Annotated in this window: 24 protein-coding genes and 1 tRNA gene; 10 read left to right on the top strand and 15 right to left on the bottom strand. The window is 68.4% G+C overall.

Features of this window, described 5'->3' with window-relative positions:
• Positions 1-84: 84 nt before the first annotated feature.
• A complete protein-coding gene (locus VNJ48_RS12335) occupies positions 85-444 on the bottom strand; it encodes a DsrE family protein (RefSeq protein ID WP_325602487.1) in 360 nt (119 codons plus the stop codon).
• Positions 445-599: 155 nt separating this feature from the next.
• On the opposite strand from VNJ48_RS12335, the gene VNJ48_RS12330 reads away from it, so the two are divergent.
• Together VNJ48_RS12330 and VNJ48_RS12325 are read left to right on the top strand one after the other, a co-directional pair.
• Entirely contained in the window at positions 600-764 is a 165-nt protein-coding gene (locus tag VNJ48_RS12330) for a hypothetical protein (RefSeq protein WP_325602485.1), read from the top strand.
• A 649-nt stretch (positions 765-1,413) separates the two neighbouring features.
• On the top strand, positions 1,414-2,652 hold the full coding sequence (locus VNJ48_RS12325) for an IS256 family transposase (protein WP_325602483.1): 1,239 nt from the start codon (positions 1,414-1,416) through the stop codon (positions 2,650-2,652).
• A gap of 226 nt (positions 2,653-2,878) precedes the next feature.
• On the opposite strand, the gene VNJ48_RS12320 is transcribed toward VNJ48_RS12325, so the two are convergent.
• The 5 genes from VNJ48_RS12320 to VNJ48_RS12300 form a co-directional block, all read right to left on the bottom strand.
• Positions 2,879-3,052: a hypothetical protein gene (locus VNJ48_RS12320; RefSeq protein WP_325602481.1), complete on the bottom strand. Its 174-nt coding sequence runs from the start codon at positions 3,050-3,052 to the stop codon at positions 2,879-2,881.
• Between the two features lie 313 nt (positions 3,053-3,365).
• Positions 3,366-3,842, bottom strand: coding sequence for a helix-turn-helix transcriptional regulator (locus VNJ48_RS12315; protein ID WP_325602515.1), 477 nt, complete (start codon positions 3,840-3,842; stop codon positions 3,366-3,368).
• 154 nt (positions 3,843-3,996) lie between these two features.
• Positions 3,997-4,761, bottom strand: coding sequence for a GAF and ANTAR domain-containing protein (locus tag VNJ48_RS12310; RefSeq protein WP_325602479.1), 765 nt, complete (start codon positions 4,759-4,761; stop codon positions 3,997-3,999).
• A complete protein-coding gene (locus tag VNJ48_RS12305; RefSeq protein WP_325602477.1) occupies positions 4,758-5,519 on the bottom strand; it encodes a GAF and ANTAR domain-containing protein in 762 nt (253 codons plus the stop codon). The genes VNJ48_RS12310 and VNJ48_RS12305 overlap by 4 nt, the downstream gene beginning before the upstream one ends.
• 140 nt (positions 5,520-5,659) lie before the next feature.
• Positions 5,660-6,592 (bottom strand): STAS domain-containing protein, encoded by a 933-nt coding sequence (locus VNJ48_RS12300; protein ID WP_325602475.1) that lies wholly within the window; start codon positions 6,590-6,592, stop codon positions 5,660-5,662.
• 534 nt (positions 6,593-7,126) lie between these two features.
• On the opposite strand from VNJ48_RS12300, the gene VNJ48_RS12295 reads away from it, so the two are divergent.
• Entirely contained in the window at positions 7,127-8,299 is a 1,173-nt protein-coding gene (locus VNJ48_RS12295; RefSeq protein ID WP_325602473.1) for a site-specific integrase, read from the top strand.
• 7 nt (positions 8,300-8,306) lie between these two features.
• On the opposite strand, the gene VNJ48_RS12290 is transcribed toward VNJ48_RS12295, so the two are convergent.
• The gene (locus VNJ48_RS12290) at positions 8,307-8,798 is read right to left on the bottom strand and encodes a YajQ family cyclic di-GMP-binding protein (protein WP_325602471.1); all 492 of its coding nucleotides are present in this window, start codon (positions 8,796-8,798) and stop codon (positions 8,307-8,309) included.
• 103 nt (positions 8,799-8,901) lie between these two features.
• Here VNJ48_RS12290 and VNJ48_RS12285 point away from each other — a divergent pair.
• Positions 8,902-8,984, top strand: a tRNA-Tyr gene (locus tag VNJ48_RS12285).
• 51 nt (positions 8,985-9,035) lie between these two features.
• Here VNJ48_RS12285 and VNJ48_RS12280 read toward each other — a convergent pair.
• A complete protein-coding gene (locus VNJ48_RS12280; RefSeq protein WP_325602469.1) occupies positions 9,036-10,445 on the bottom strand; it encodes a tannase/feruloyl esterase family alpha/beta hydrolase in 1,410 nt (469 codons plus the stop codon).
• A 104-nt stretch (positions 10,446-10,549) separates the two neighbouring features.
• Between VNJ48_RS12280 and VNJ48_RS12275 the strand changes: the two genes are divergently transcribed.
• Positions 10,550-11,890, top strand: a complete 1,341-nt coding sequence (locus VNJ48_RS12275; RefSeq protein WP_325602467.1) for an MFS transporter — start codon at positions 10,550-10,552, stop codon at positions 11,888-11,890.
• An 83-nt stretch (positions 11,891-11,973) separates the two neighbouring features.
• Positions 11,974-12,717, top strand: a complete 744-nt coding sequence (locus tag VNJ48_RS12270) for a hypothetical protein (protein WP_325602465.1) — start codon at positions 11,974-11,976, stop codon at positions 12,715-12,717.
• A gap of 50 nt (positions 12,718-12,767) precedes the next feature.
• Here VNJ48_RS12270 and VNJ48_RS12265 read toward each other — a convergent pair whose 3' ends face one another.
• From VNJ48_RS12265 to VNJ48_RS12255, 3 genes are read right to left on the bottom strand one after another with little or no spacing between them, the layout of a single operon-like run.
• Positions 12,768-13,697 (bottom strand): phosphodiesterase, encoded by a 930-nt coding sequence (locus VNJ48_RS12265; protein ID WP_325602463.1) that lies wholly within the window; start codon positions 13,695-13,697, stop codon positions 12,768-12,770.
• A 9-nt stretch (positions 13,698-13,706) separates the two neighbouring features.
• Positions 13,707-14,924, bottom strand: a complete 1,218-nt coding sequence (gene fahA, locus VNJ48_RS12260) for a fumarylacetoacetase (protein ID WP_325602462.1) — start codon at positions 14,922-14,924, stop codon at positions 13,707-13,709.
• Positions 14,921-15,787, bottom strand: coding sequence for a hypothetical protein (locus VNJ48_RS12255; protein WP_325602460.1), 867 nt, complete (start codon positions 15,785-15,787; stop codon positions 14,921-14,923). Before VNJ48_RS12255 ends, fahA begins: the two co-directional genes overlap by 4 nt.
• Positions 15,788-15,858: 71 nt before the next feature.
• Here VNJ48_RS12255 and VNJ48_RS12250 point away from each other — a divergent pair, with 71 nt between their 5' ends.
• Entirely contained in the window at positions 15,859-17,091 is a 1,233-nt protein-coding gene (locus tag VNJ48_RS12250; protein WP_325602458.1) for a homogentisate 1,2-dioxygenase, read from the top strand.
• A 22-nt stretch (positions 17,092-17,113) separates the two neighbouring features.
• Positions 17,114-17,656, top strand: coding sequence for an NUDIX hydrolase (locus tag VNJ48_RS12245; RefSeq protein WP_325602456.1), 543 nt, complete (start codon positions 17,114-17,116; stop codon positions 17,654-17,656).
• A 36-nt stretch (positions 17,657-17,692) separates the two neighbouring features.
• On the opposite strand, the gene VNJ48_RS12240 is transcribed toward VNJ48_RS12245, so the two are convergent.
• The 3 genes from VNJ48_RS12240 to VNJ48_RS12230 all read right to left on the bottom strand — a co-directional run bounded on the left by VNJ48_RS12240 (position 17,693) and on the right by VNJ48_RS12230 (position 22,420).
• Positions 17,693-19,612 carry an ABC transporter ATP-binding protein gene (locus tag VNJ48_RS12240; protein ID WP_325602454.1) on the bottom strand — a complete coding sequence of 640 codons (1,920 nt, stop codon included), beginning with the start codon at positions 19,610-19,612 and terminating at the stop codon, positions 17,693-17,695.
• Complete coding sequence (locus tag VNJ48_RS12235; RefSeq protein WP_325602452.1) at positions 19,609-21,498, bottom strand: ABC transporter ATP-binding protein; 1,890 nt, start codon at positions 21,496-21,498, stop codon at positions 19,609-19,611. Before VNJ48_RS12235 ends, VNJ48_RS12240 begins: the two co-directional genes overlap by 4 nt.
• Positions 21,499-21,565: 67 nt before the next feature.
• Positions 21,566-22,420 (bottom strand): SDR family NAD(P)-dependent oxidoreductase, encoded by an 855-nt coding sequence (locus VNJ48_RS12230; protein WP_325602451.1) that lies wholly within the window; start codon positions 22,418-22,420, stop codon positions 21,566-21,568.
• Positions 22,421-22,503: 83 nt separating this feature from the next.
• On the opposite strand from VNJ48_RS12230, the gene VNJ48_RS12225 reads away from it, so the two are divergent.
• Positions 22,504-23,097, top strand: coding sequence for a CGNR zinc finger domain-containing protein (locus VNJ48_RS12225; RefSeq protein WP_325602448.1), 594 nt, complete (start codon positions 22,504-22,506; stop codon positions 23,095-23,097).
• Positions 23,098-23,148: 51 nt separating this feature from the next.
• Positions 23,149-24,396, top strand: a complete 1,248-nt coding sequence (locus VNJ48_RS12220; RefSeq protein WP_325602446.1) for a multidrug effflux MFS transporter — start codon at positions 23,149-23,151, stop codon at positions 24,394-24,396.
• On the opposite strand, the gene nemA is transcribed toward VNJ48_RS12220, so the two are convergent.
• A complete protein-coding gene (gene nemA / locus VNJ48_RS12215; protein WP_325602444.1) occupies positions 24,378-25,478 on the bottom strand; it encodes an N-ethylmaleimide reductase in 1,101 nt (366 codons plus the stop codon). The genes VNJ48_RS12220 and nemA overlap by 19 nt on opposite strands.
• Between the last annotated feature and the right edge of the window lie 16 nt (positions 25,479-25,494).

Below are 25,494 nucleotides of genomic sequence, written 5' to 3'. Positions count from 1 at the left end.
GGGAACGAACCGGCAGAGATCTCGGCCATCCCCCACCAGGACCTCGAGGTGCTCAGCGGGCTGTGCGGCGAAGCAACCCGGTCCTCAAAACGACAGCGAAGAGGCACCGTCGACGAGGAGCTTCACCAGCGAGGCTCCGCCAACAATGCTAGCCCCCTCAATGAGGTCTGCCTCGCCGATGCCGCGCTTCTTGGCACACGGGCTGCACACGAGGAAAGTCCCCCCTGCCTCGACATAGTCAGCGACCAACTGCGAGAGGGGGGCGAAACCCTCCTCATGGAGGTCGTCGGCAACACCGCGGGCGGCCAGTCTGGTCCCCTCGGAGGACAGGAACACGGTGGTCGTCTGATTCGAGGCGACCGAGGCGCCAGCCACGACCATGGCGACGCTGGTGCGGTCGACGTCATCGATGGAATGCGTCAGGTTGATCACGATGCCGGTCATGCGTGTTCCTCTCACTGATGTGTACCTGCTGCCTCGGAGTCGAGGCGCCAGGGGTGGATCTGGTCGGTCGGGACGGCTTGAGCCGCCATCTCGATGTCGTAGTAGACGCGTCCGGAGGCGTCGCTACCACGACCCCGGTAATAGTGCCCGGTCAGGTGACACCACGCAGGGAGGTCGAGTGGTGCGGCGGGGTCGCTCGCCAGGAGCCGTATCCGACTACCCGGCGCGAGTCGCCGCGCCTGAGCCGCAAGAACGAGGAGCAGTTCCCCGCAGGCGCGATCGCCACCGTCGATCACCTGAAGACCCAGCCCGTCACCTGATACCAGGGATCTTTGCCCGTCCACCTCGGCAGTCTCGCACGACAAACGCCTGCGGGCCCTCGTCAGCAAGTCAGACACTTCGTCCCGTGACCGTGGCGTCGCCGCAACGGGATCCTGCACTGGCGAGCTCCGCTAGCCGATCCTGCACTGGCGAGCTCCGCTAGCCGATCGTCACGCGGAGCGTGACCGTGCGGGGATCGTCACGCGGAGCGTGACATCTGATCTGCGTCGATGTGTCGGCGCTGGAAGAATGTGCGCCTATGCCGAAGGCGTTTCCCAAGGAGTTCCGCGGCGATCGGGGTCCGGGAAACCGGTTACAGATCACGAGCTTGTGGTGGGTGAGGCGTCATGAGTGGATGAAGGATGGGACCAGAGGAGCAAGGGCCGGACGTGGCGCGAGACGTTTCGCCCCCAGGTCGCGGCCGTTCAACCTGGAAGCGGCGCGACCGCCTCCAGGTTTGTGGACCCACCCCTTCGGCTAGGCAATCGTTCCCACCACACCCGTTCGGCGCTTACCGTGGCAGTTCTAAGGAGAGTCCCGTGGAGTGGTGGGGTTTGAGGTCAATCGGCGGGGCTGCGTGAAGTAGGCGGCCATCGGCGGGATCTTCGGTGTGAAACGACCAAGTCACGCACTGAAGGAGACCCACCGATGGCCTTGTCCCAGTCTGCCCTGTCCGAGTTGCTCGAGGCGTTCCGCACCGGCGACGGCGTCGACATGATCCGTGAATCTGTCCGCACCGTCTTGCAGGAACTCGTCGAGTTCGAAGCAGCCGGTGTGATCGGCGCGGAGCGCTACGAACGCACCGAGGACCGCGTCACCGAACGCAACGGCACCCGTCCCAAGCTGCTGGCAACCAAGGCCGGCGACGTCGAAGTCCGGATCCCGAAGCTCCGCAAAGGATCGTTCTTTCCCTCGATCCTGGAGCCCCGCCGACGCATCGACCAAGCGTTGTACGCGGTCGTGATGGAGGCCTACGTCCACGGCATCTCGACCCGCAGCGTCGACGACCTCGTCGTCGCGCTCGGCGCGGACTCCGGGATCTCCAAGTCCGAGGTCTCACGGATCTGCGAAGGCCTCGATGAGGTCGTCGGTGCGTTCCGCACCCGACCTCTGGACCACACCGCCTTCCCCTACGTCTACCTGGATGCGACCTACCTCCACGTCCGTAACAAGCCCGGCAAGGGCGGCCAGGTCGTCTCGATGGCCGTCGTGGTCGCGACCGGGATCGCCGCTGACGGCACGCGTGAAGTCCTCGGGCTCGACGTCGGGGACAGTGAGGACGAGACGTTCTGGCGGGCCTTCCTGCTCAGCCTCAAACAGCGCGGCCTGGGCGGGGTGCAGCTGGTCATCTCAGACCAGCACTCAGGGCTCGTGAAGGCACTCAGGCGGTCCTTCCAGGGCTCTGCCCACCAACGCTGCCGGGTCCACTTCGCCCGCAACCTGCTCGCGCACGTGCCCAGGACGCACGCGGACATGGTCGCGGCGGTGTTCCGCACGATCTTCGCCCAGCCCGACCCTGAAGCGGTCAGCAAGGCCTGGGACGAGGTCCGCGACCAGCTCGTGGGCTCGTTCCCGAAGATCGGTCCGCTCATGGACGAAGCCAAGGCCGAGGTCCTCGCGTTCACCGCCTTCCCCAAGGCCCACTGGCGCAAGATCTGGTCGACCAACCCACTCGAGCGCGTCAACAAGGAGATCAAGCGCCGCAGCCGCGTCGTAGGGATCTTCCCCAACCCCGCCGCGGTCATCCGACTCGTCGGCGCGGTCCTCATCGACATGCACGACGAATGGATCGCCGGCGACCGCCGCTACCTCTCAGAGGAGTCCATGGCGATGCTCAACGAGACCATGGATACTGGTGATCACGCCGCGATCGAGAGCGGCGAGTAGGGCACCGAGAACCACCTCAAAGCCCACCACCCCGCGGGGCTCTGTCCAGTTCTACCTCCGATCGCGGGAGGGCCGTGCCTTCAGTTTGATGGCCGGTATGGAGGATGGCGAGTTTTGGGTGGCCAAGGCCCGACCCTTTACCCCGGCCACGAGGGTCGCGACTCGCCACGTCAGCAGTGACCCGTGTGGGGCGCCGCTGGCGTGGTCCCTCGCGTAGCCGGCGGGGCTAGGGCAGCTGGGTGCTGTCTGTCCCTCGGTCCTCGTTGGTCTCGCAGACGGCGTTCAGGCAGACCCGCGTGGCGATCTCTCGGAGGATGCGGACTGGGCCACCGTAGATGTGACAGGAGTCGACCATGTCGTCGCCCTCCCAACCGTTGGCGTGATCGTGGAGGTCGCTCATCCCTGGGGTCAGGTAGCGGGTCTGCCAATCCGAAGCCGGGTCGAAGCGCGCGACGGCGGTCTCGGTCTGCTGGACGCGCGAGCGAGACGCCTGAGAGTGTCTGTCGCGGGACTTCCGGTGGCCTCCACCAACTGCGCGATGCGATGTGCCCGTGCAGCGTGCCTGTACTCCCGCCCTCAACGCATGTCGGAGCTCGACTTGCTCCGGGACGAGAAGTCACTGCCTACGCCCGATCCGCAAGCGCTCAGTATCGCAACTCACCACAGCGAGCGCGATTAGGGCCAGCTCATAGCCCTTCGTCGTAGCGACAAGGCTATGAATGCTCGACGCCGAAACCCTGTTCGAGGCCCCACAAGACCGCTTGCGAGCGGCTGCTCACGCCAATCTTGCGGTAGATCGACCGTATGTAGCTCTTCACGGAGTTTGGGCTCAGACAGAGAAGGTTGCCGACCTCGCGATTGCTCGCAGCGGAAACGATCAGGCCCAGGACCTCCGACTCGCGGCGAGTCAGCCCCTCGTCATAGGCGACCCAGCCGGCCGGCCGCGCTACGCGAGGTGCCGATGTGAATCCCACGGAATGACCGCTAGCTGCCGCTCCCCGAACCACGCTCCACGTAACCGCCCGATCGTCCAGCCCCAGGAGTCCGGCGCGAATCCGCGCATGCGAAGAATCGGAGTCACCAAGCCCGTCGGTGACAGGTACTCGCCCCGCTCCAGTCGCAGCGTTGGACGAGATCGCCCGCCACGTCTTGGCCCCGTTGAAAATTCGGTCAACCTTCAACTGTGGCATGAACACCCCTAACTGCATGGGTTGCCGGGTCCGGGGCAACGATGACGGCCTCAAACGGAGACCTGTTGACAATGGATAGCCGGCGCCAAGCTACCCCTCGCTCGAGCCAGCGAGGATCACTCCAAAATTGTGATCGACGAACGAGCCCGAGCGATCAGCGAGCGTTGTTTGCCGCTCGAGAGTGCTTCAGGAGCGTCTCCGCGCGGAGCCTGCGGCTGACCACGTCGGCGGCCACCGCTCCGAGCTTCAACCCGTGCTCTCGGGCATAGCGTCGAAGCACGGTGAAAGCCTCGTCGATCTCCAGGTTGCCAGAGTGCGCGATGACGCCCTTGGCTTGCTCCAGGACGATTCGGCTCGTGAGCGCATGTTGAAGTTGGGTGTTGACTGTCGTGCGGTCCGCTGCTGACTTCTCGTTGACGATGGCGACGCAGGCAACGTGCGCCAATGCTTGCGCGAGATCGAGGTCGTCGTCCTCAAGCGTTCCTACGCTGTCGCCGAACAGCCCGAGACCGCCAAGGCTATCGCCGCGGAGGAGCATGGGAACGGCATGAACGGACTTGAATCCTGCGTCGAGGGCCGCCCTCGAGAACTGGGGCCAACGCTCCTGCTCCGCCTCAAGGTCCGGGACTGAGACGGCCGCGCCGTCCCGGTAACAGTCCAGGCACGGGCCCTCGTCTCGCTGCAGCTGGAACAGCTCCAACTGCTGGGTGCGCTCAGAGGACGCAGCAGCCAATTGCAGCACGCCCCGGTCATCGGCCAGCAGTAGGCCCGCTGACCCGACATCTAGAAGGGAGACACAGTGAGTCGTAAGGTTCGCGAGCATCTCCAGCATGTCGTAGTCGTTGACCAGCTCGGTGGACAGGTCGACGAACGCTCGAACCACATCGCGTTCTCTTCGATCAGCGCGGTCGGTTGTCATCGACTACTCCTGTTGATTCCATCGTGGTCGTCTCGCTCCAGCATCAGTATGCGCTCCAGGATGGCAACCGCGACTTGGCGAGCGGTCTGGTTGGTGGCAATGGCGTGAGCTCGTAGGCGAACCAGCGCTTCGGCGGGCCCCACGTCGAGCTGGGAGATCAGCATGCCTGTCGCTTGGTAGACCTCGATCCGGTCCATGTCGGCAAGCAGCCCGAATGCGTCCTCGTCGCCGGACGTCACGTCGTCGCTGTTCGGGGATGAGGGGCTTGAGTCAGAGGCATCGTTTGCGATGAGGTCGAGCAGGGTCAGCGAAGCCAGTTGAGCGGCTATGGCGGCCCCCGCAAGTTCGTCCTTGCCCAGGGGTCCGGGCGTGTCGCGGAACAGGTCGAGCGCACCGACACAGACGGAGCTGATCATGATCGGCAGCGCGAAGACGCTCCGAACCCCTTCGTCCAGGGCCGCTTCAGCGAAGGCGGGCCACCTACGTTCCTCGGACGAATCAAGGTCGGTCACCAATACCGCCTCGTGGGTGGCCACCGCGTCGAGGCACGGCCCTTCGCCAAAGGTGAACTGGTATTCGTCAAGTCGACGGCTGGCCTCGCTGCTCGAGCCGAAAGTCCCGCGCGAAGACCCTTCATAGATCACGGACACCGCGGCGCCGTCCACCCCAAACAGCTCGACGCTGGCAAGGCATAGCTCGTTCGCCGCCGGGACACCAGCGACGGAACCCACCACTGCGGCGTTGAGCTGCTTCCTCATCTCTTGAGGCGACACCGTCATTGGACCCTCACATTCAAGATTCGCTTTGGTGGACCGGGACGTTATGCGTTCCTGTGGAATCGGGAGGTGGGCCGCAGCGCCGATGCTCTGGGCGGGATCCCAACGAAACAACTCGCAGATCATGTTGGGGCTCCCTCCATGCCCGGGGTCTGCAGGGGCCTTCTCAGATCGCCGAGCGCCATGAGGGCCTCGCGGATCTGAGTCCCCCCGTCCCCGATAGGCAGATCGAGCATCTCCTCGGCCTCCGTGTGGGTGTACCCCCCGAAGTAGACCAGATCGACGACCCGCCGCTGGATCGGGGGGAGCATCCCCAGTGCTGGGGATGCTGGACCGATCAGAATCGGGATCTTCAAATTCGTCGGCATGCGGACGACCGTCGGAGGCATTCTGGCGACCGAGCATCGTCGGACGGTCAACAGGATCCACGAGATGGCGCTGCGGTGCGTCGGCTGGAAGCGCGCCGACTGCTCCCATAGGTGCAGGTATGCCGTCTGGACGGCATCCGATGCAAGGGCGGGATCGTGAAGAAGACGCTCACTCAAGCCATAAGCTCGAGCAGCGGTGGCGTCGTAGACGGCCGCGAAGGCGGACTCATCACCCTCCCCCGACCGCTTCAACAGAGCAGGGAGCTGTTCGTCGCGAGCGAGGTCGCTCCCCTCATCGACCGATCCGGCGCGATTGGCATGGACGGCACCGGCTTGCTCGCGAGTGAGCAGCGTTTCCGATGGTAGGCCTCGTAACTGGGGAGCGGCGGTCAGGAGTCCCTCGGTCACGTTGACGCGGTGCGTCTCGCACGTCAGCTTGAGCAAGGCCATGAAGCGGGGGTTGTGGGTCACTAAGAGCCTGCCACCCGCCAGGGCTGCAGCGCACGTCGCAGTGATCACTGCGTCGATCGCGCGCCCGTCGAAGAACGTGACCGCATCGAGGTCCAGAACGATGCGGCTGCGGCCCTGAATAAGCTGCCGGTCGATCGCGGACGACATCGCGGGCGCCGTCGCTATGTCCAGCTCGCCAGCCAGGACAACGACGTCGATGTCACCGTCGGGACGCACAGTAACGTGCAGTCCACCCACGGCATCGGGCGGAGGGGACCATGCCGCAGGGTCAGGGATCGTCGACGGACGGTTCGAGTCGGACTGGAGCGGGCGAGCTACTCTCGGTGCCGGCATTTCGGCTCCCCGGAAACCTCAGGGTTACCGGGTCTAGGGCAACGATTGTCGGCCTACAAAACACGGCCGCATTTACAGCGTACGCGTGGCAGGGATGCCCGTCCATCTTTGCGGCCCCCACACGAGCGTCGTCGAGCGGCTGAGCGCGCACGGATCTCGGCTACTTGTTCCATTGACCCAGGAAGGGTGCCTGGCGAGGCTCGGTCCAGGCGCCCGGGTCGTCCCGTATGCCGATCCGCTTGCGGTGATCGGAGCCGGCGGCGGCCGCGGTGTCGTAGACCACCGCAAGGACCCAAGGATCCCGTTACGGCGACCAGAAAGTCAGGCCCGTTCGCAGTCAGCGATTGTCGGTCATGGCCAACCTTGGAGGCAGTCGTCGCCCTGTGAATTGTCGGTGGACCGGGCGCATGATGAGACATGGCCAGCATCAGCAAGCGCATCTCGACGCGCGTCGTGTTGGACAAGAAGTCCGGCAGGGAGACGACGGTCACAATCGAGCGCTATCGCGCCCGCTACCGCGACGAGGCAGGCAAGGAGCACGCCCGGCACTTCGTCAAGAAGGCCAATGCCCAACGCTGGCTCGATGAAGTCACGGCCGCTGTTGTCCGAGGTGACTATGTCGACCCGGCGGCTGGGAAGGTCACCTTCGGGCAGTGGTTCAGGCGTTGGTCGGAGGCGCAGACTTGGACTGACGGCACCGCCGAGACGGCAACCATGACGCTGGCGTCGGTCACCTTCGCCGACGTGCCGATGAGCCGGATCACCGAGCTTCACGTCGAGGCCTGGATGAAGGCCATGACCAAGCCGGGGCCGAAGCGAAAGAAGGGGCTCGCAGCATCGACCAGGCGCACCCGCTACAACTACGTCCGCATGGCCTTTCTCGCGGCCGTCAAGGCGCGGGTGATCCGGCAGGACCCGACGGCGGGGATCTCCCCGCCGCGTGTCGCCAAGTCTGAGGGAAGGATCAAGCTCCCGACGCCTGAGCAGGTCGGCGCGGCGCTCCAGGAGGCGCCGGATAGCTTCCACGGCTTCGTCGCCGTGTGCGCCTTCGCCGGCCTTCGACTGGGGGAGGCGGCAGGTCTCCAGTTGGGTGACGTCGACTTCCTCCGACGGACCTTGTCGATCCAGCGTCAGATCCAGGGCCAGGTCAACGCAAAGACTGTCGAGGTCTCGCCCAAGTACGAGTCGGCTCGGACGGTCTACCTCCCCGACGATCTCGTGACGGTATTGGCCGCTCACCTCGAGAAGTGCCCGCCGATGGGGGAGGAGCGGTGGGTGTTCTCCCTCAACGGCTACGTGTACAACCGCAACAGTGCCGGCAACCAGTGGCGAAACCTGCGGGCGAAGGTAGGCATGGACGCGTTCACGCTGCACGACTTACGGCACTTCTTCGCGTCCGGGTTGATCGCCGACGGCTGCGATGTCGTGACCGTTCAGCACGCGCTGGGTCCCTCCTCGGCGTCGATCACCCTGAATGTGTACAGCCACCTGTGGCCGAAGGCGGAGGACCGCACCAGGGCTGCGGCCGCCAACCTGATGGCGGCCACGGCCGATCCTGCGGACTCTGTGCGGACTCTGGCCAGTTCCTGAGCGTGAATCAGCGGTAGTTGGTGAACTGCACCGCGAACTCGTAGTCCTGCGACTTCACCAGCTGCTGGATCGCCTGCAGGTCGTCGCGCTTCTTGGAGGTCACCCGGAGCTCGTCGCCCTGGACCTGCGCCTTGACGCCCTTGGGCCCCTCGTCGCGGATCAGCTTGGAGATCTTCTTGGCGTCCTCGGAGCTGATGCCTTCCTTGAGGGCGATGTCGATCTTGGAGACCTGTCCGGACTGGCGGGGCTCGGAGGCGTCGAGGATCTTCAGGCTCTGGTTGCGCTTGATCAGCTTGTCCTGGAAGACGCTGAGCACGGCGCTGGCGCGGTCGTCGGCGGAGGCGGTGATCTCGATCGCCTGCTCGCCCTTCCACTCGATCGATGCGCCGGTGCCCTTGAAGTCGAACCGGTTGGCGATCTCGCGGGCCGCCTGGCTCAGCGCGTTGTCGACCTCCTGCCGGTCGAGCTTGCTCACGATGTCGAAGCTCGCGTCAGCCATGGTGGTTCCTCCTCGGCCGGCTTCCCGGCGGTTTTCGTCTGGTGTGGTGCCTGCGCTATTGTTTCGTCTCGCCTGCGGCCGACTCAAGTCGGGTCCTGGCACCGGCAGATTGCCCGAGCGGCCAATGGGAGCGGACTGTAAATCCGTCGGCTTATGCCTTCGAAGGTTCGAATCCTTCATCTGCCACAACCAGGACGGCCGGACCCGCGGGTCCGGCCGTCCTGCGTCACCCACGCATCAGAGACTGCAGGTGTTCACCAGGTCGCCGCCGGTCGGCCGCGGGACGAAGCGGTCGGGCGCCGGAGCCTGTCCTTCCTCGACCCAGGCCGTGAGCAGGTCGAAGCCGTCCCTGGCGCAGGGAAGGAGTGGCCGCAGGCGGTCCGGGTATGCCGCGTACAGGCCGTCGACGTGGGTGCCGTCCTCGACGAGGTAGTAGCGGTGCAGCCGGGACCGACCGGCGTCGTCGATGAGCTGGTCGTACACGTCGGAATCGACCGCTGGCGGCAGCAGGGTGTCCAGGTCGCCATGGACGGTGATCATCGGACGCTTGATGTTCCCGGTCAGCGAGATGGAGCGGACCGCGTCCTCGACTTCCGCGGGACGGTCGTCATAGTCGTAGTCAGCGTCGCAATGAGGGGTCCCGCTGGTGCAGAACGGCACGCCGGCGTCGAGGGCTCCGTCCCACTCCGGGTCCAGCTCCTCGCGGTAGATCCGCTGGGTCAGGTCCCAGTAGTAGGCGTGGTGGAACGGCCAGAGGAACTCTGAGCCGGGTGTGAAACCAGCCTCGATCATCGCGTCGTGCGCCTGCTGGTCTCCCGTGGCGGCATACGCCGGGTAGTGCTTGAGCGCAGTCGGCAGGAAGGTGAGCAGATTCGGCCCCTCGGCCCGGAACAGGGTGCCTTCCCAGTCGAGGCCGCCGTCGAAGAGCTGGGGGTTGTTCTCCAGCTGCCACCGGGTCAGGTAGCCGCCGTTGGAGATGCCCGCCATGTACGTTCGGTCGGCCTTGTCGCCGTACGCCGAGCGCACGACGCGCGCGGTGGCGCGGGTCAGCTCGGTGACTCGGCGGTGCCACTCGCGGATGGACCCGCCGGGCGCGGATCCGTCGCGGTAGAACGAGGCACCCGTGTTGCCCTTGTCGGTGGAAGCGAACGCGTAGCCCTTGCTGAGCACCCAGTCGCTGATGATGAAGTCGTTGGCGTACTGGCCGCGCACGCCGGGTGCCCCCGTGATGACGAGGCCACCGTTCCACTCCTCGGGCAGGCGGATCACGAACTGCGCGTCGTGCTGCCAGCCGTTGTTGGTGTTGGTCGTCGAGGTGTCGGGGAAGTACCCGTCGATCTGGAGGCCCGGGACGCCGGTGGGGTTGGTCGTGCCGGGGGCATGAAGTCCCCGCCAGTCCGCCTGGTTGGTGTGCCCCGAGACGACCGTGCCTGCAGTGGTGAGGTCGTCGAGGCACGCGAACGTCTGCTTCTCGGCGCCGCGGACCTCGAGGCGGTCCGCTCGGGCGCACGGTCCCACGCCCTCGAGGCCCGAACCCCAGGACGGGACAGGTGCAGCAGGCCCTGCGGCGAGGCCGAGGAGCGTGGTGCCGGTCAGCAGCACGAGAACCGCTCCGCGAGTCGCCATCATCTTCGTGGTGGATGTCATGGCTCTACCTTCCTGCCAGCGATCACAAGGGGACAATGTCCCGGCGGCACACTCCTGGACGGTCCACCTGTGGGTCGGAACCATCCGCCCAGCACACTGCTCCCATGAGCCCCACCCAGCTCCACGACATCGGCAGGCGCCGAGCCTGGGTGATCTGGTCGGTGGCGCTCGCGATCTACGGGCTGGCGATCTTCAACCGCAGCTCGCTCGGCGTCGCGGGACTCATCGCGGCCGACCGGTTCCAGATCACCGCCGCGCAGCTCTCGCTCTTCACGGTCCTCCAGCTCCTCGTGTACGCCGCACTGCAGGTCCCCGTCGGCGTCCTGCTCGACCGCTACGGCTCCAAGAAGCTGCTGCTCGCCGGGCTCGTGATGATGACGGCCGGTCAGCTCTGGTTCGCCTTCGCCACCACCTTCTCGTCTGCCGTGTGTGCCCGGGCGCTCCTCGGCGCTGGCGACGCGATGATCTTCGTCAGCGTCATCCGCCTCGTCACCGCCTGGTTCCTGGCTCGTCAGACACCCTTCGTCATCCAGCTGACCGCGATGACCGGCCAGCTCGGCGCGATCGTCGCCGCGGCTCCGCTGTCGCTGGCCCTGGACCGCCTCGGTTGGACGAAGGGCTTCGCCCTCAGCTCGACGGTCGGCATCTTCTTGATGGTGGCCCTGCTGGTCCTGGTCAAGGACTCGCCGTACCTCAGCGAGGGTGTGGTGCGCGTGAAGCTGCGGGCGCTGGCCGAGTCGGTGCGGGTGGTGTGGGGCAACCCCGGCACGAAGCTCGGGATGTGGTTGCACTTCACCTCGCAGTTCGCGGTCAACTCGTTCGCCCTGCTGTGGGGCTTCCCGTTCCTGGTCCGCGGCGAGGGGTGGAGCAGCGGCGAGGCCAGCCTGCTGATCACCGTCATGGTGGTCTGGGTGGTGGTCACCGGTCTCGTGCTGGCCGGACTGGTCGCGCGATACCCCTTCCACCGCTCGATGATCGTCCTCACGATCGTGGTGGTGATGGCAGTGAGCTGGGCGGCCGTGCTCTCCTGGAGCGGACCCGCTCCGAAGCCGCTCGTCGTCTTCATGGCGCTGGCGACCGCGACCGGTGGACCGGCGTCGATGGTCGGCTTCGACCTGGCGCGCACCTTCATCCCGTTCCAGGTCGCAGGTCGCGCCAACGGGCTGGTCAACGGCGGCGGCTTCTTCGGCGCGCTCCTGGTGATGGCCCTGGTGGGCGTCGTCCTCGACCTGCGTGAGCAGGGCGGCATGAGCAGCTACGACCGCGACGACTTCCGGGCGGCCATGAGTGTCCAGTTCGTCTTCTGGGCTCTCGGGATCGTCCAGATCCTCCGCTACCGCCGCCGCGCCATCAGCCATCTGGACCGGCACCATCCCGGCGCCACCGACGAGCTGCGCGCCGGTCGGCAGTGGACGCATCCGGGTCTGTCGGACTCCGGGTTGTGATGCGCACCAATCCGTGACGAGGGTCACTCCGAACCCTCTGAGGTGCTCACCCGGCGCCCACACCTCCGAGAAGGGTTTATCTCATGCGTCTTCCGCAGCTCCGGCGTCCATCGCCGTCCATGGCCGTGTCCATCCTCGCCCTCGTCATCGCCACCGGTGGCACCTCCGTCGCGGCGGCCGGGCTCATCAGCTCTGAGAACATTCGCAACAACTCCGTCAAATCCGTCGACGTCAAGGACCAGAACCTCAAGGGCCGTGACATCAAGAACGGCTCCTTGGGCTCGATGGACGTCCGCGACAAGTCGCTCAAGCCTCGCGACTTCGCCAAGCTTCCCACTGGCCCGCGGGGCCCGGCCGGCATCCAGGGCCCGGCCGGTGTCGGTCGCTGGGCGCTCGTCAACGCAGCCGGCGCCATCGTCGCTCAGTCGGGTGGCTTCGAGGTCGAGGCCGCCTACCCGGTTCTCGCACCCACCGCGGCCGACCCGGCGGGCCTGCGAGCCAACGGCAACGTCTACATCGAGACCAACGAGGACCTGACCAACAACGGCATCATCTCCACGATCGCCCTGCAGAACTCCGTTGACCAGGACGGCGGCGGGATGGGCGGTCGGACGCCCCCGCCCAACATGAACGCGGAGTTCTCCGGTGAGATCTCGGTGAGCCAGTGCGGCCTGCCGGGCACCACCTGCGCCCCTCCGGGCACCAACTTCCCGGAGTACGTCGTCGTCAGCCCCCGCAACAGCGACGGCAGCGTCACCCAGGACGGCGTCCGCAAGCGCTTCTACGTCGTCATCACCGGCGACTCGAGCGACTTCGTCGCTCCCTGATCCGCGAACTCTCGACACATGGCTGGACCTCCACGCAAGCGCGTGGAGGTTCAGCTGTCCTCGAGCTCGTGCTGGGCGTTGAACGGTGACGTCTTGTTGGACGCCAGCTCCCGCGCCTCTTCGGGCGTGAGGTCCTCGACCGCCGCCATGATGTCGAGGCCCACGGCGGTCACCTCGACCCCGGTGTCGAGGGGCACGATCGTGTGGACCAGCCGGTCGGCGTACGCATGGACCATCGTGAAGGCCTGGCCCGTGCTGACCCCGGACACGAAGCGGTCCACCGGTGCGGGGTCGCTCGTGTAGCAGCTGGCCGACGCGACCGAGACCGGGATGCCGGCGAAGAGGGAGTACGTCGAGAAGTGCAGGTGGCCCGCGAGGATCCCCCGCACGTCGGAACCCTCGAGGACGGCCGCCAGGCGGTCCTGGTCGAGCAGCTCGATGAGCTCGGCCGCTCGGAGCATCGGCAGTGGGATCGGTGGGTGGTGCACCGCCAACAGGGTGCCGTGCTCGGCAGGCGTGGCGAGCACGTCAGCCAACCACGTCAGCTGGTCGTCGGAGAGCGCGCCGTGGTGGTAGCCCGGCACGCTGCTGTCGAGCGAGATGATCCGCAGGCCGTCGACCTCGTGCACGCGGTCCTGGGGGGCGTCGGACGCCTCGTCGAAGAGTCCCAGTGCGTAGTCGGACCGCTCGTCGTGGTTGCCCATCACCCAGACCACCTCGGCGCCCATCGCCGCCGCGGCAGGCTCGACGATCTGGCGCAGGCGCGCGTAGGCGGCGGGTTCGCCCTTGTCCGCGAGGTCACCGGTGAAGACCAGCGCCTGCGGCGGCGGGTCGACCGCTGCGAGCCGCTCGAGGGACAGGCGCAGCCCCGCCTCGGTGTCGATCGCTCCGTATTGCAGGGCGCCCCCCGCCAGCAGGTGCGGGTCGGAGAGGTGCGCGATGACGTGCCGGGGCGGTGGGTACTGACCGAGCTGCTTCACAGGCACAGACTAGGGCTGTTTCGGCTCCGTCGCGGGAAGGACCAGACCCGTCACCTCACCGAGCGCGATCCGCCCGCCCGACGTCCCAGGAGCGGTGTAGCGCAGCGTCACGGTGTCGCCGTCCTCGAGGAAGGAGCGCTCGACGCCGCCGACGGTGAAGGGCTCCGCGCCGCCCCAGGAGAGCTCGAGGAACGAGCCGCGCTGCTCCGGCTCGCCGCCGGAGATGGTCCCCGATCCCCACAGGTCGCCGGTGCGCACACTGGCGCCGTTGACGGTGGTGTGGGCGAGCATCTGCGCCGGCGACCAATACATCGAGGAGTACGGCGGCCGGGAGACGACGGTGTCGTTGAGCAGCACCTCGACCTCGATGTCGAGGCCCGAGCGCCGGTCCACGCGGAGGTAGTCGAGCGGCTGCGGGTCCTGCACCGGGAGGTCGGTCCAGGCCGCGTCGAGTGCGGCCAGCGGGGTGACCCAGTGGCTGATCGAGGTGGCGAAGGACTTGCCGAGGAAGGGGCCGAGCGGGACGTACTCCCAGGCCTGGATGTCGCGCGCCGACCAGTCGTTGAGGCCGACGACCCCGAAGGTGTGCTCGGCGAAGGCGTCGGTGCCGACGCGCCCGCCGAGGGCCGAACCGACACCGACCACGAAGCCGAGCTCGGCCTCGATGTCGAGTCGCCGGCTCGGGCCGAACGTGGGGGTGTCTTCCGTGGGTGCCTTGCGCTGCCCGCACGGGCGCACGATGTCGGTGCCGCTGGGCACCACCGTGCCGGAGCGGCCGTGGTAGCCGACCGGGAGGTGCTTCCAGTTGGGCAGGAGCGGCTCCTGGTCGGGCCGGAACATCCGGCCGACGTTGGAGGCGTGCTGCAGGGAGGCGTAGAAGTCGACGTAGTCGCCGATCTCGATCGGGAGGTGGAGGTCGACCGCGTCCAGCGGGTGGAGGTGGGGGGCGGTGCGTTCCCGGTGTGAGTCGTCACCCAGCGCCTCGGTGATCCACGCACGGGCGGCGGCCCACTGTGCGGGGCCTGCCGCCATGAAGGCGTTGAGCGACGGCGAGCGCCACCAGAGGTCCTCACTGATGCCCGCCAGGTCGAGCACGAGGTCGCCGATCCGCACCCCCACGCGCGGACCGTCCTGCGAGTCCCGGGGCGTGAACACGCCGTAGGGAAGGTTGTCCAGGTCGAAGAGGGAGCCGGCAGCTCCCTCCACCCAGGTCGTCGACGCCGTCATGGTCGCTCCATCAGTCCGAGTGCGGTCAGGTCGGTCAGGGGTTCGAGGATCGAGCAGGAGCCGATGCCGGTGAACCACCGGCGGGCCTTGGCGAGGTCCACCTCGGCCGCGCGGTCGAGCAGCGCGTGCGGGTCGCGCTCCTCGAGGTCCGCGACCGGATCGGGCGTCCCGTCGGAGAGTCGCTGCGTCGCGACGAGCACGTTGAGGAAGCCGTGGTGCTCGAACCCGGTCTCGGGGTCGCGATGGCGTACGGCGTTGTGCAGGCCGGCGGTGCACTTGAACGCCACCTCCCGGTCGAGCGCGGCGTTGATCCACGCCACGACCTGGGCCGCGCGGGGGAAGAGATGTGCCTCCATCCCGCCGGTGCGGAACTTCAGTCTCAGCTCCGCGGCCGCCACCTCGTCGGCCGCGGACTCCCAGCCGTGCGTGACGTCGGCCGCAGGCAGCTCGACGAAGACCGGCGTCTCGTCGTCGAGCAGTCCGTCGGCGCGAGCGGCGTCGACGGCCGCCACCACCCGTCGGGCGTTGCCCGCCAGGTCGTCCGGGTCGCGCAGCGCGATCTCGAGTCCGGCGACCGGGTTGCCGGCCTTGGCGGCGAGCCGCAGGGCACCGGCGATCGCCCCGGCGCCCCCGGTGACCACGATGGAGAGCGGGATCTCGGGGTCCGCCACGGCCGGCACGCGCTCGTCCGTGACGACGAGGGAGGCCACCAGGTCGGCGTACCACTCGTCCTGGCGAGCCCGGAAGGCAGCGACCGCATCAGGCAGGGCGGCGTTGCCGGGTGGGAAGACGGCGGCATCGTCGAAGAAGCCGGACCACAGAGGCGGGACCCCAGAGACATTGGCTGGCAGCTCGGTGCTCACGGGGCTACTCTAGTCAGAACGCGCATAACGGACGAGTTAGTCCGATTATCGGACGACCGGAGGGATGGCTGATGGCCTACTACCGCAGTGTCGGGGCAGTCCCGCCCAAGAGGCACATCCAGCACCGCGACCCCGAGGGGCGCCTCTACTACGAGGAGCTGATGGGGGAGGAGGGCTTCTCGTCCGACTCCGCGCTGCTCTACCACCGCGGGGTGCCGTCGGCGCTGGTGGACAGCCAGGTCTGGGAGCTGCCGGACCAGAGCCGTACGCCCAACCACCCGCTCAAGGCGCGGCACCTGAAGCTCCACGACCTGACGACGGATCCCTGTCCCGTCGAGGGACGTCGATTGGTGCTGGGCAACAACGACGTCCGCATCGGGTACGTCGTGACGGGCCCGGCGTCGATGGGGCCGAGCCCGCTCTACCGCAATGCCATCGGCGACGAGTGCGTGTACGTCGAGTCGGGAGCCGGCACCGTCGAGTCGGTCTTCGGCGTGGTGCCCTACCGCGCCGGCGACTACGTCGTGATCCCGCGTGCGACCACTCACCGGTGGGTGCCGAGTGAGGCCTCTCAGCTGTTCGCGATCGAGGCGAACAGCCACATCCACCCGCCCAAGCGCTACCTCTCGCGCTTCGGGCAGCTCCTCGAGCACGCGCCCTACTCCGAGCGCGACCTGCACGGCCCCGGCGAGCCGCTGCTGGCCGATGGGGTCGACGTCGACGTGCTGGTCAAGCACCGCACGAGTGCTGGGATCGTCGGCACCCGGATGACCTACGCGACGCACCCCTTCGACGTGGTCGGCTGGGACGGTTGCCTCTACCCCTACACGTTCAACATCGACGACTACATGCCGATCACCGGCAAGATCCACCAACCGCCGCCGGTGCACCAGGTCTTCGAGGGCTGGAACTTCGTGATCTGCAACTTCCTGCCGCGCAAGGTGGACTACCACGAGCTCGCCATCCCGGTGCCGTACTACCACTCCAACGTCGACAGCGACGAGGTGATGTTCTACGTCGGCGGCGACTACGAGGCACGCAAGGGATCGGGGATCAACCTCGGCTCGATCTCCCTGCACCCGGGCGGCTTCGCCCACGGGCCTCAGCCGGCCGCCATCGAGGCGTCGCTCGGCGCGGACTACTTCGACGAGTCGGCCGTCATGGTCGACACCTTCGCGCCGCTCGACCTCGGTGAGGGCGGGCTCGCCGTGGAGGACCCCGCCTACGCGTGGACCTGGGCGGGGCGCGGACCCGCTGTCGGGGACACCGGGGCCGGCGGGCCGGCGGTCCACAGCACCGACTGAGTGGTGGCCTAGGGTCACCCGCATGGCGTGGCCGGTCGTGTCGAGCAGGGTTGTCTACGAGAACCCGTGGATGCGGGTTCGCGAGGACACCGTCGAGCGACCCGGCGGGGGCCAGGGCATCTACGGCGTGATGAGCGTGCGCCACCCCGCCGTGTTCGTCGTCGCCCTCACCGACGACGACGAGGTCCTGCTCGTGCAGGTCGACCGCCACACCGTCGGACCCTCGCTGGAGGTGCCGGCCGGCGGCACCGACGGCGAGGACCCGCTTGCGGCCGCCCGTCGCGAGCTGCTCGAAGAGACCGGTCATGAGGCTGCGGAGTGGCTTCCGCTCGGCGCGCTGCAGGCGCTGAACGGGATCTGCGAGGCGCCCGAGCACTTCTTCCTCGCGCGAGGCGTCACCCGCGTCAGCGAGGACCGGGCCGAGCAGGCGGAGGAGGGCATCTCGGCCGTTCGCCGGGTGCCCGTCGCGGACGTCCTCGCCATGGTCGGGCGGGGCGAGATCACCGACGCCGAGTCCGTCGCGGCGCTGATGCTGGCACTCCTCCACCTTGGCCGGATCCGCTGACGCGGATCAGGCGAGGCGGGCTAGGACGGGCGACGCTTAGCTGGTCCAGGCTCGCCAGAGGGCGGCGTATTCGCCGTCGAGCTCGACCAGCTCGTCGTGGTTGCCGAGCTCGACGATGCGGCCCTCGATGACGACGGCGATGCGGTCGGCGTCGTGGGCGGTGTGCAGCCGGTGGGCGATCGCGACGACGGTGCGACCCGCGAGCAGGTTGTTCATCGACCCCTCGAGCGTGCGGGCGGTACGGGGGTCGATGAGCGAGGTCGCCTCGTCGAGGACCAGCGTGTGGGGATCAGCGATGATCAGCCTCGCCAGCGCCACCTGCTGGGCCTGCGCGGGGGCGAGGGCGTAGCGGCCGGAGCCGATGACCGTGTCGAGCCCCTGGGGCAGGCGCTCGACCCACAGCAGCGAGCCGACCGCGCTCAGCGCCTGGCGGACGGCGTCGTCGTCGGAGTCCTCACGCGCCAGCACGATGTTGTCGCGGACCGAGCCGATGAAGACGTGGTGTTCCTGGGTCACCAGCGCCACCTCGGTGCGGAGGACCTCGAGCGGCAGGTCGACCAGGTCCACGCCGCCGATCGTCGCCGAGCCGGTCCGGGGCCGGTTGATGCCCGAGAGCAGGCGGCCCAGGGTGGACTTGCCCGACCCGCTCGGTCCGACGATCGCCAGCCGCTCGCCCTCGGCCAGCCGGAGGTCGACTCCGTGGAGCACGTCGTGACCGGGCCGGTAGGCGAACCTGAGGTCCTCGGCGACCAGCTCGACCCCCTCGGGCAGACGGTCTCCGGGCGTCCGGTCCGGCTTCACCTCGGCGATGCCGAGGAGGCGGCTCGTCGACGCGGCACCGACCTGGAGCCGGTCGACCTCGCTGATCAGCCGGTCGAGGGGATCGGACAGCGCTTCGACGTACAGGACGGCTGCGGTGATCTGACCGAGGTCGACCCAGCCGCGGTGGTAGGCGTAGGCGCCGACGAGGAGGGTGACCACGCGCGGTGTGCCGAAGGCGAAGTTGAGCGCGACGAACAAGATGTTGCGCAGCGACATCGTGTAGCGCTCGGCCTGCGCCGAGACCTCGATGTCGTCGTTGCCGGCGCGCACGCGCACGCGGGACAGTCCCAGCGCCTCCAGGGTGCGGGCACCCTCCACGGTCTCGGTGAGCGTGGTGTTGATGCGTGAGTAGGTGGCGCCCTCGGTGATGTAGGCCTTCGGCGCACGCCGGAGGTAGCCGCGCACGGCCCAGGCCGACGTGGCGAAGGTGAGCAGGGCAGGCACCGCCAGGATGACGGAGTTGAGGAGCATCGCGCCGACCGAGAGCACGACCGTCAGCAGCGAGATGATCGCCATGGGCAGGCCGTACTGGACCGAACGGCTCATCGTGCCGACGTCGCGGGTGACGCGGGTGACCAGGTCGCCGGTGCTGGCGCCCTCGACCGCTCCGAGAGGAAGCCGCAGGATCGTGCGGACGATGTATTCGCGCGCCGTCGAGAGGAGGTCCTGGCCGAAGTATGTCGAGGTGCGCTGAGCCACGAAGGTCAACGCCGCCTGGGCCAGCACCACGCCGATGATGACCAGCGCAAGCGTGTCGAGAGGCAGCCCGCCTCCGCCCTCCACGGTGGTGTTGACCAGCTCGCCGAGCAGCCGCGGCACGACCAGCCCGGTGGCAGCAGCCAGGGCGTTGAGCACGACCAGGGCCGTGAACATGCGGCGTCGGCTGACCAGCAGGTCGCGGAAGAAGGCGAAGACGGCACGGTTGCCGGACACCGGCCAGCCGCGCTCGGGGTTGCGGGACGCGGCATAGACGTCTTCTGCGCGTTGACGACGCAGGTCGTGGCGCTGCCAGAAGGCGGCGTTGCGCTCCCTCCACGAGGCCCTGTCGGGCGGCAGCAGCTCGGGGGGGATCACGGGTGGGTCGAGGTCGCGATCACGCCAGGTGTCCGGCGACGTGGCGAGCAGGTCCGTCATCGCAGCACCGCCTCGTCCACGTCGTCCAGCGACCGGACGACGACGTCTCGGTAGACGGGGTCGTTGGCGAGCAGGGTGGCGTGCTCGCCGTCGGCGACGACCTGGCCGTCCTTCAGCAGCACCACGCGGTCGGCGTGGTGCAGCCACAGCGGAGAGACCGTGCAGACCACCGTCGTGCGGCCGTGCCGCAGTGCGGTCACCCGCTCGGCGATGCGGGCCTCGGTGTGGGCGTCGACGGCGGACGTGGGCTCGACGAGCACCAGGATCGGTGCGTCGGCGGCCAGCGCCCGTGCGAGCACCACGCGCTGTCGCTGGCCGCCCGAGAGCCCGCGCCCGCGTTCGTCCAGCTGCCCCTGCCACCCCTCCGGGAGCGCGTCGTAGACGTCCTCGGCGTTGGCCACGCGCAGCGCCGCCTCGGCCTCGTCGCGAGTCAGCCGGCCGTGGGGGTCGATGGCATCCTGGAGGGTGCCGGCGAACAGCCCGCTGCCGGTGTCGCTGACCAGCACCTGTCGGCGTACGTCGTCGAGGCGAGCCGCCGACAGGTCGATGCCACCGAGGCGCACGCCCCACTCGCGGGTCGCCACCTCTTCGTCACGCGCAGCGATGCGGGCGCGGCGGCGCTCCCGGTCGGCACGGGCCCGGCGGGCGGCACGACCCTTGAGGCCGTCGCCGTCATCCTCGCCCACGGGGTCGGTGTCGGGGGGCAGGTAGCGACCCAGCCGGTCGGCCAGGGCGGCGCTCTGCTCCGGCACTGCGCTCACCACGACGGTGAGCTGGCCGGGCCGGGCGGTGAAGCCGCTGAGGTCGTCGTGGATCTCGGCGTTGCCGTCGAGGGCCTGGGGGTCGCTCGGCTCACGCCACGGTGGACGCTGCTCGAAGATCGCGATCGCCTTGCGGGCGCTCACCAGCGCCCGGGTCGTCTTCTGGGCGAGCTCGAAGAAGGTGCGGATGGGTCCGACCATGAAGAGGCCGTAGCCCAGGAATGCCACCAGCTCGCCGACACTCAGCTCGCCCGAGTTGACCTGCCGGGTGCCGAGCCAGACGAGGCTGACCATGAAGACACCGGAGAAGAGGACGCCGATCGCCTCGACGGCCGCCTGCCACACACCGGAGGAGACCCCGGCCAGCCGAGCCTGCTGGGACTGGAGGGCGTAGTTGCGACCGAAGGTCTCCTCGCCACCGATCCCGCGAAGGATGCGCAGCCCGGCGACGATGTCGGTGGCCATCGAGGTCAGCTCGGAGCTGCGACTGCGCTCGACCTGCTGACGACGGTGCAGTGGGCGGAGCAGCGGGAGCGCGGCGCCCAACAGTACCGGAGCCGCCACGAGCACGAGCACGCCGAGCTGCCACGACATCGACAGCACGATCGCGGCGACGGTGAGGTAGGAGACGAGCTGGGCCGCCGAGCGCGCCAAGATCTCGGTGAGGGCTCCGAACTCGTCGGAGTCGCTGGACGAGACGCTCAGGATCTCGCCGGTGGGGGAGCGACGCGGCAGCACGTGCCCCATCTGGGCGATCTTGCGGGTCACCATCTGGGTCGTGCCGTAGAGGCTGATCAGCCAGCTGCGCACGATCAGGGTGTGGAACACGACGCCGAAGGTGCCGCCGACCAGCACCACGGCGAGCATGATGCCCGACCACATCAGCAGGTCGGGCGTGGAGCCGTCGAGGATCCCCTCGTCGACCGCCCGTCCGAAGATGTAGGGGCCGAACGTCATGGGCATCAGCCAGAGCAGGCAGGCGAGGGACGACAGCACGATGACCTGCCACTGCTGGCGCATCATCCATCGCAGGAACGCCGCGGGAGAGCGGGTGTCAGGGTCGGAGGTGGGGGCGTCGTCCGTCCCCGTGAAGAACGTCGCGATCCGTGGTGGGAAGTCCTGCATTTGCTGAAAGCCTAGGTCCTCGCACCGACATCACGCGAAGCGTTATCGGTGCGAGGCCCCCCCCGGCTCAGGCTGCGGCTGTCGTGCCGGTGCCGTGCAGCTGGGCCAGCCGGTCGGACAGTGCCTGACCGATGGTCTCGACTGCACCGGTGCCGACCGCGAATCGCACCGGAGGGGCACCTGAGCCGACGAGGCCGAGCACGAGCGCGGCGACGTCGGCAGGGTTGGAGAACGCCGACGCCGGGGCGCTGGCGATGGCTTGCTGTGCGACGCGCACGGTCTGGTCGTAGTCGCTGATCGGAGCGGCGACGTCCAGGTTGGCCAGGAAGGCAGTCGCAGTGAAGCCGGGTTCGACGAGCGTGACGGAGATGCCGAGCGGCGCCAGCTCGGCGGCGAGGGCGTCGGAGAGCCCTTCGACGGCGTGCTTGGTTGCGGACAGGAGTCCCACGCCGGGGTGTGCCGCCTGACCGTAGACCGACGAGCCCTGCAGGACATGTCCGGAGCCCTGGCTCCGCAGGATGGGCAGGGTGGCTCGCAGGACGTTGAGGACGCCGAAGACGTTGGTGTCGAAGATCGCCCTGGCCTGCTCGTCGGTCACCTCCTCCACGGACCCGAACAGGCCGTAGCCGGCGTTGTTCGCGACGACGTCGATGCGTCCGTACGCCGCAACAGTGAGATCGACCGCACGTTGCACGGCTCCCGCGTCACGCACGTCGACGTCGAGCACCAGGACCTGTGGCCCGAACTCGTCGACGAGCTCGCGTGACGACCCGCCGGTCCGGCTCAGCGCCGCAACGCGGTCGCCTTGTCGCAGGGCCAGCAGAGCGAGCTCGCGGCCGATCCCGGAGGACGTGCCGGTGATGAACCAGACGGGGGCGTCGGTGGTTGATGGGGTGGACGAGGATGCCTGCGTGTTGGTCATGTTGTGACCGTAACGCGTTTGCTCGTAACCTGCAAGTGAAAGACACGTCTCATGTGGTGGGTAAAGCGGGGTAGCATGCATCCATGACGTTCACCACGGCACTCGGACCGCCTGTGCTGGGACCAGCCGCGCTCGTCCTGGGCTTCGTGAACACACGCAGTGACGGAAGCGGCCGGGTCGAGCGGCTCGCGGACGGCAACGCGTTCGTGACATGGGCGCAGGACGCCGAGCTGACCGGGCCAGGACTGGCGGCCACCGCTGCGGACGCGGCGAGCGCGCGTGAGCTGCGGGAGGCGCTGGTGACGGTCCTGCTCGCGCACAGTGACCCCGATGACGACGGTCGGGCCGAGCTCGACGCGGCCGAGCACTTCCTGCGTCGAGCGGCGTCGCGTCACCCGCTGGTTGCCGTCGTCACGGCGGACGAGCTGACCCTGGTCTCCGAGCAGCCGGGCGTGCCCGGAGTCCTGGGGACTGTCCTTGCTGCAGTGGCCGAGCTCGCATCGTCGGATGTCTGGTCGCGACTCAAGGCCTGTCAGAACCCGCCGTGCCACTTCGGCTTCGTCGACCGCACCCGCAACGGCTCGGGAAAGTACTGCAGCACCGGCTGTGGCTCCCAGGTCTCGATGCGGACCATGCGGAGCCGCCGCAGGGCCGAGAGCGCCGGGCCCTCGAGCTAGACGGCTCCCCGCGTTTCACGCCCACGTGACCGCGGGTGGTCTGATGGCGAGATGACCGGAGCGGGACGAGTCGACGAGGCAGCTCCACCGCGTTTCGTCGTCTTCATCCCCCTCGTGCTGGCGATGCTCTCGATGATCGGCCCCTTCAGCATCGACACGCCGTTCCCGGCGTTCCCGCACATCCGGGACGAGTTCGCCATCAGCACCGGGGAGCTGCAGCTGATCGTCACCGTCTACATGCTGGCCTTCGCGGCGATGAGCATCTTCCACGGGCCGCTGTCGGACTCGCTGGGTCGGCGCCCCGTCATGCTGTGGTCGGTCGGAGTGTTCGCCCTCGGCTCGGCTGTCTGCACATTCGCGCCCACCTTCGAGGTGCTGCTGCTCGGCCGGGTCGTGCAGGGACTGAGTGCCGGCGGTGCCACGATCGTGAGCAGGACCGTCATCCGCGACATGTTCGAGGGCGAGCAGGCGCAGCGGCTGATGAGCCGGGTGGCACTGATCTTCGGTGTCGCCCCCGCCATCGCCCCGGTCGTCGGCGGCGGACTGTTGCAGGTCGGACCGTGGGAGCTGGTCTTCGCCTTCCAGATCCTGCTGGGCGTCGTCCTCATCGCTGCCACCGCGATCGTGCTGCCCGAGACGCACCCGGTCTCGGCCCGCGTGCCGCTCCGCGTGAGCGAGATCGTGCGCGGACTCACCGAGGTCGCTCGCCTGCCAGCCTTCCACCGCCTGGCGTGGGCCGGTGCTCTGGGCTTCGGCGCCCAGTTCCTCTACATCGGCGGGGCCGCGATCTTCGTCGTGGACCTGCTCGGCCTCGGCGAGCTCGACTTCTGGAAGCTCTTCGTCCCCATGATCGGGGCCATGATGCTGGGCTCCCTGATCAGCGGCCGCGCCGCCGGCCTGATCACGCAGCGCACCCTCGTCTCGATCGGCTACAGCCTCACCCTCATCGGCGCCGTCATCGGCGTCGCCATCGCCGCGTCCCCGCTCGCGACCGACCTGCCGTGGGCGATCATCGGCCCGAGCCTGCTCGGGCTCGGCAACGGCCTGGCCTACCCGTCGATCCAGCTGATGACCCTGGACCTGGTGCCGACGCGTCGTGGTGCGGTGATGTCGTGCGCGTCCTTCCTGGCGCTCGCGTTCAACGCCGTCGCGGCGGTGGCCGTGACCCCCTTCGTCGCCGTCACGACCCTGGGGCTGGCGATCGCTGCCCTCGTGGTCGCTGCCCTGGGATCTCTGTGCTGGGCCTGGCACTGCTCAGCCACGAAGGCGCCGCTGCAGGATCAGGCGTACGCCGGATAGTCCGTGTAGCCGGCCTCGTCGCCACCGTAGAACGTGTCCGGGTCGGGTGCGTTGAGCTGCAGGTCGTCCTCGAGGCGGCGGGGCAGGTCAGGGTTGGCGATGAACGCGCGCCCGAACGCCGCCGCGTCGATCAACCCGGCATCGAGCAGCCGCTGCGCCTTCTCGGCGTCATAGTTGCCGGCTCCGATGATCGGGCCTGCGAAGGCGGCCCTGAGCTCGCGCCGGAAGCCGTCGTCGAGCTGCGGTCCGCCGGCCCAGTCGGGCTCGGAGAGGTGGAGGAAGGCGAGGTTGCGCCCGGCGAGCTCGCGGGCGACGTACAGCCCTGACTCGGTGCCGTCCGGGTCCTCGGTGCCGTTGAAGGAGCCGATCGGCGAGATGCGGATCCCGACGCGGTCGGACGACCACGCACCGGCGACGGCGTCGGTGACCTCGAGCATCAGCCGCGCGCGGTTCTCGAGCGAGCCGCCATAGACGTCGTCGCGCTGGTTGCTGTCCGGCGAGAGGAACTGGTGGAGCAGGTAGCCGTGGGCGCCGTGGATCTCCACGAGGTCGAAGCCTGCTTCGCGAGCGTTGACGGTGGCGCGACGGTAGTCCTCGAGCAGGCGGGGCATCTCGTCGAGCTCGAGGGCGCGCGGGGTGGGGCAGTTGGCGCGGGTCGGCCGACCGTCCTCGCCCCGGATCGTCGTGCGGTTGCGGTACGGCGAAGCGCTGGCCGACACCGGGAGGCCCTCGCCGTCGGGGGAGGCGTGGAAGGACTCGTGGGAGACCCGCCCGACATGCCACAACTGCGCGGCGATGAGGCCGCCGCCGGCGTGGACCGCGTCGGTGATCGTGCGCCAGCCCTCGACCTGCTCGTCGCTGTAGATCCCGGGGGTGTCCATGTAGCCCTTGCCCTCGGGACTGATCTGGGTGCCCTCGGAGATGACCAACCCGGCGCTGGCGCGCTGGGCGTAGTAGTCCCGCATCAGCTCGTTGGGGACATCGCCGGGCACGGTCGCCCGCATGCGGGTCAGCGGGGCCATGAAGACGCGGTTGGGCGTCGTCACCGCACCGAGGGACAGGGGCTCGAAGAGAGTGGGCACGTGGGGCCCAACCGGC

This window comes from Nocardioides sp. (genome assembly GCF_035576065.1).
Classification (GTDB): Bacteria; Actinomycetota; Actinomycetes; order Propionibacteriales; family Nocardioidaceae; genus Nocardioides.
The sequence above is the reverse complement of the archived record's forward strand: the minus strand, read 5'-3'. Positions and strand labels throughout refer to the sequence as shown.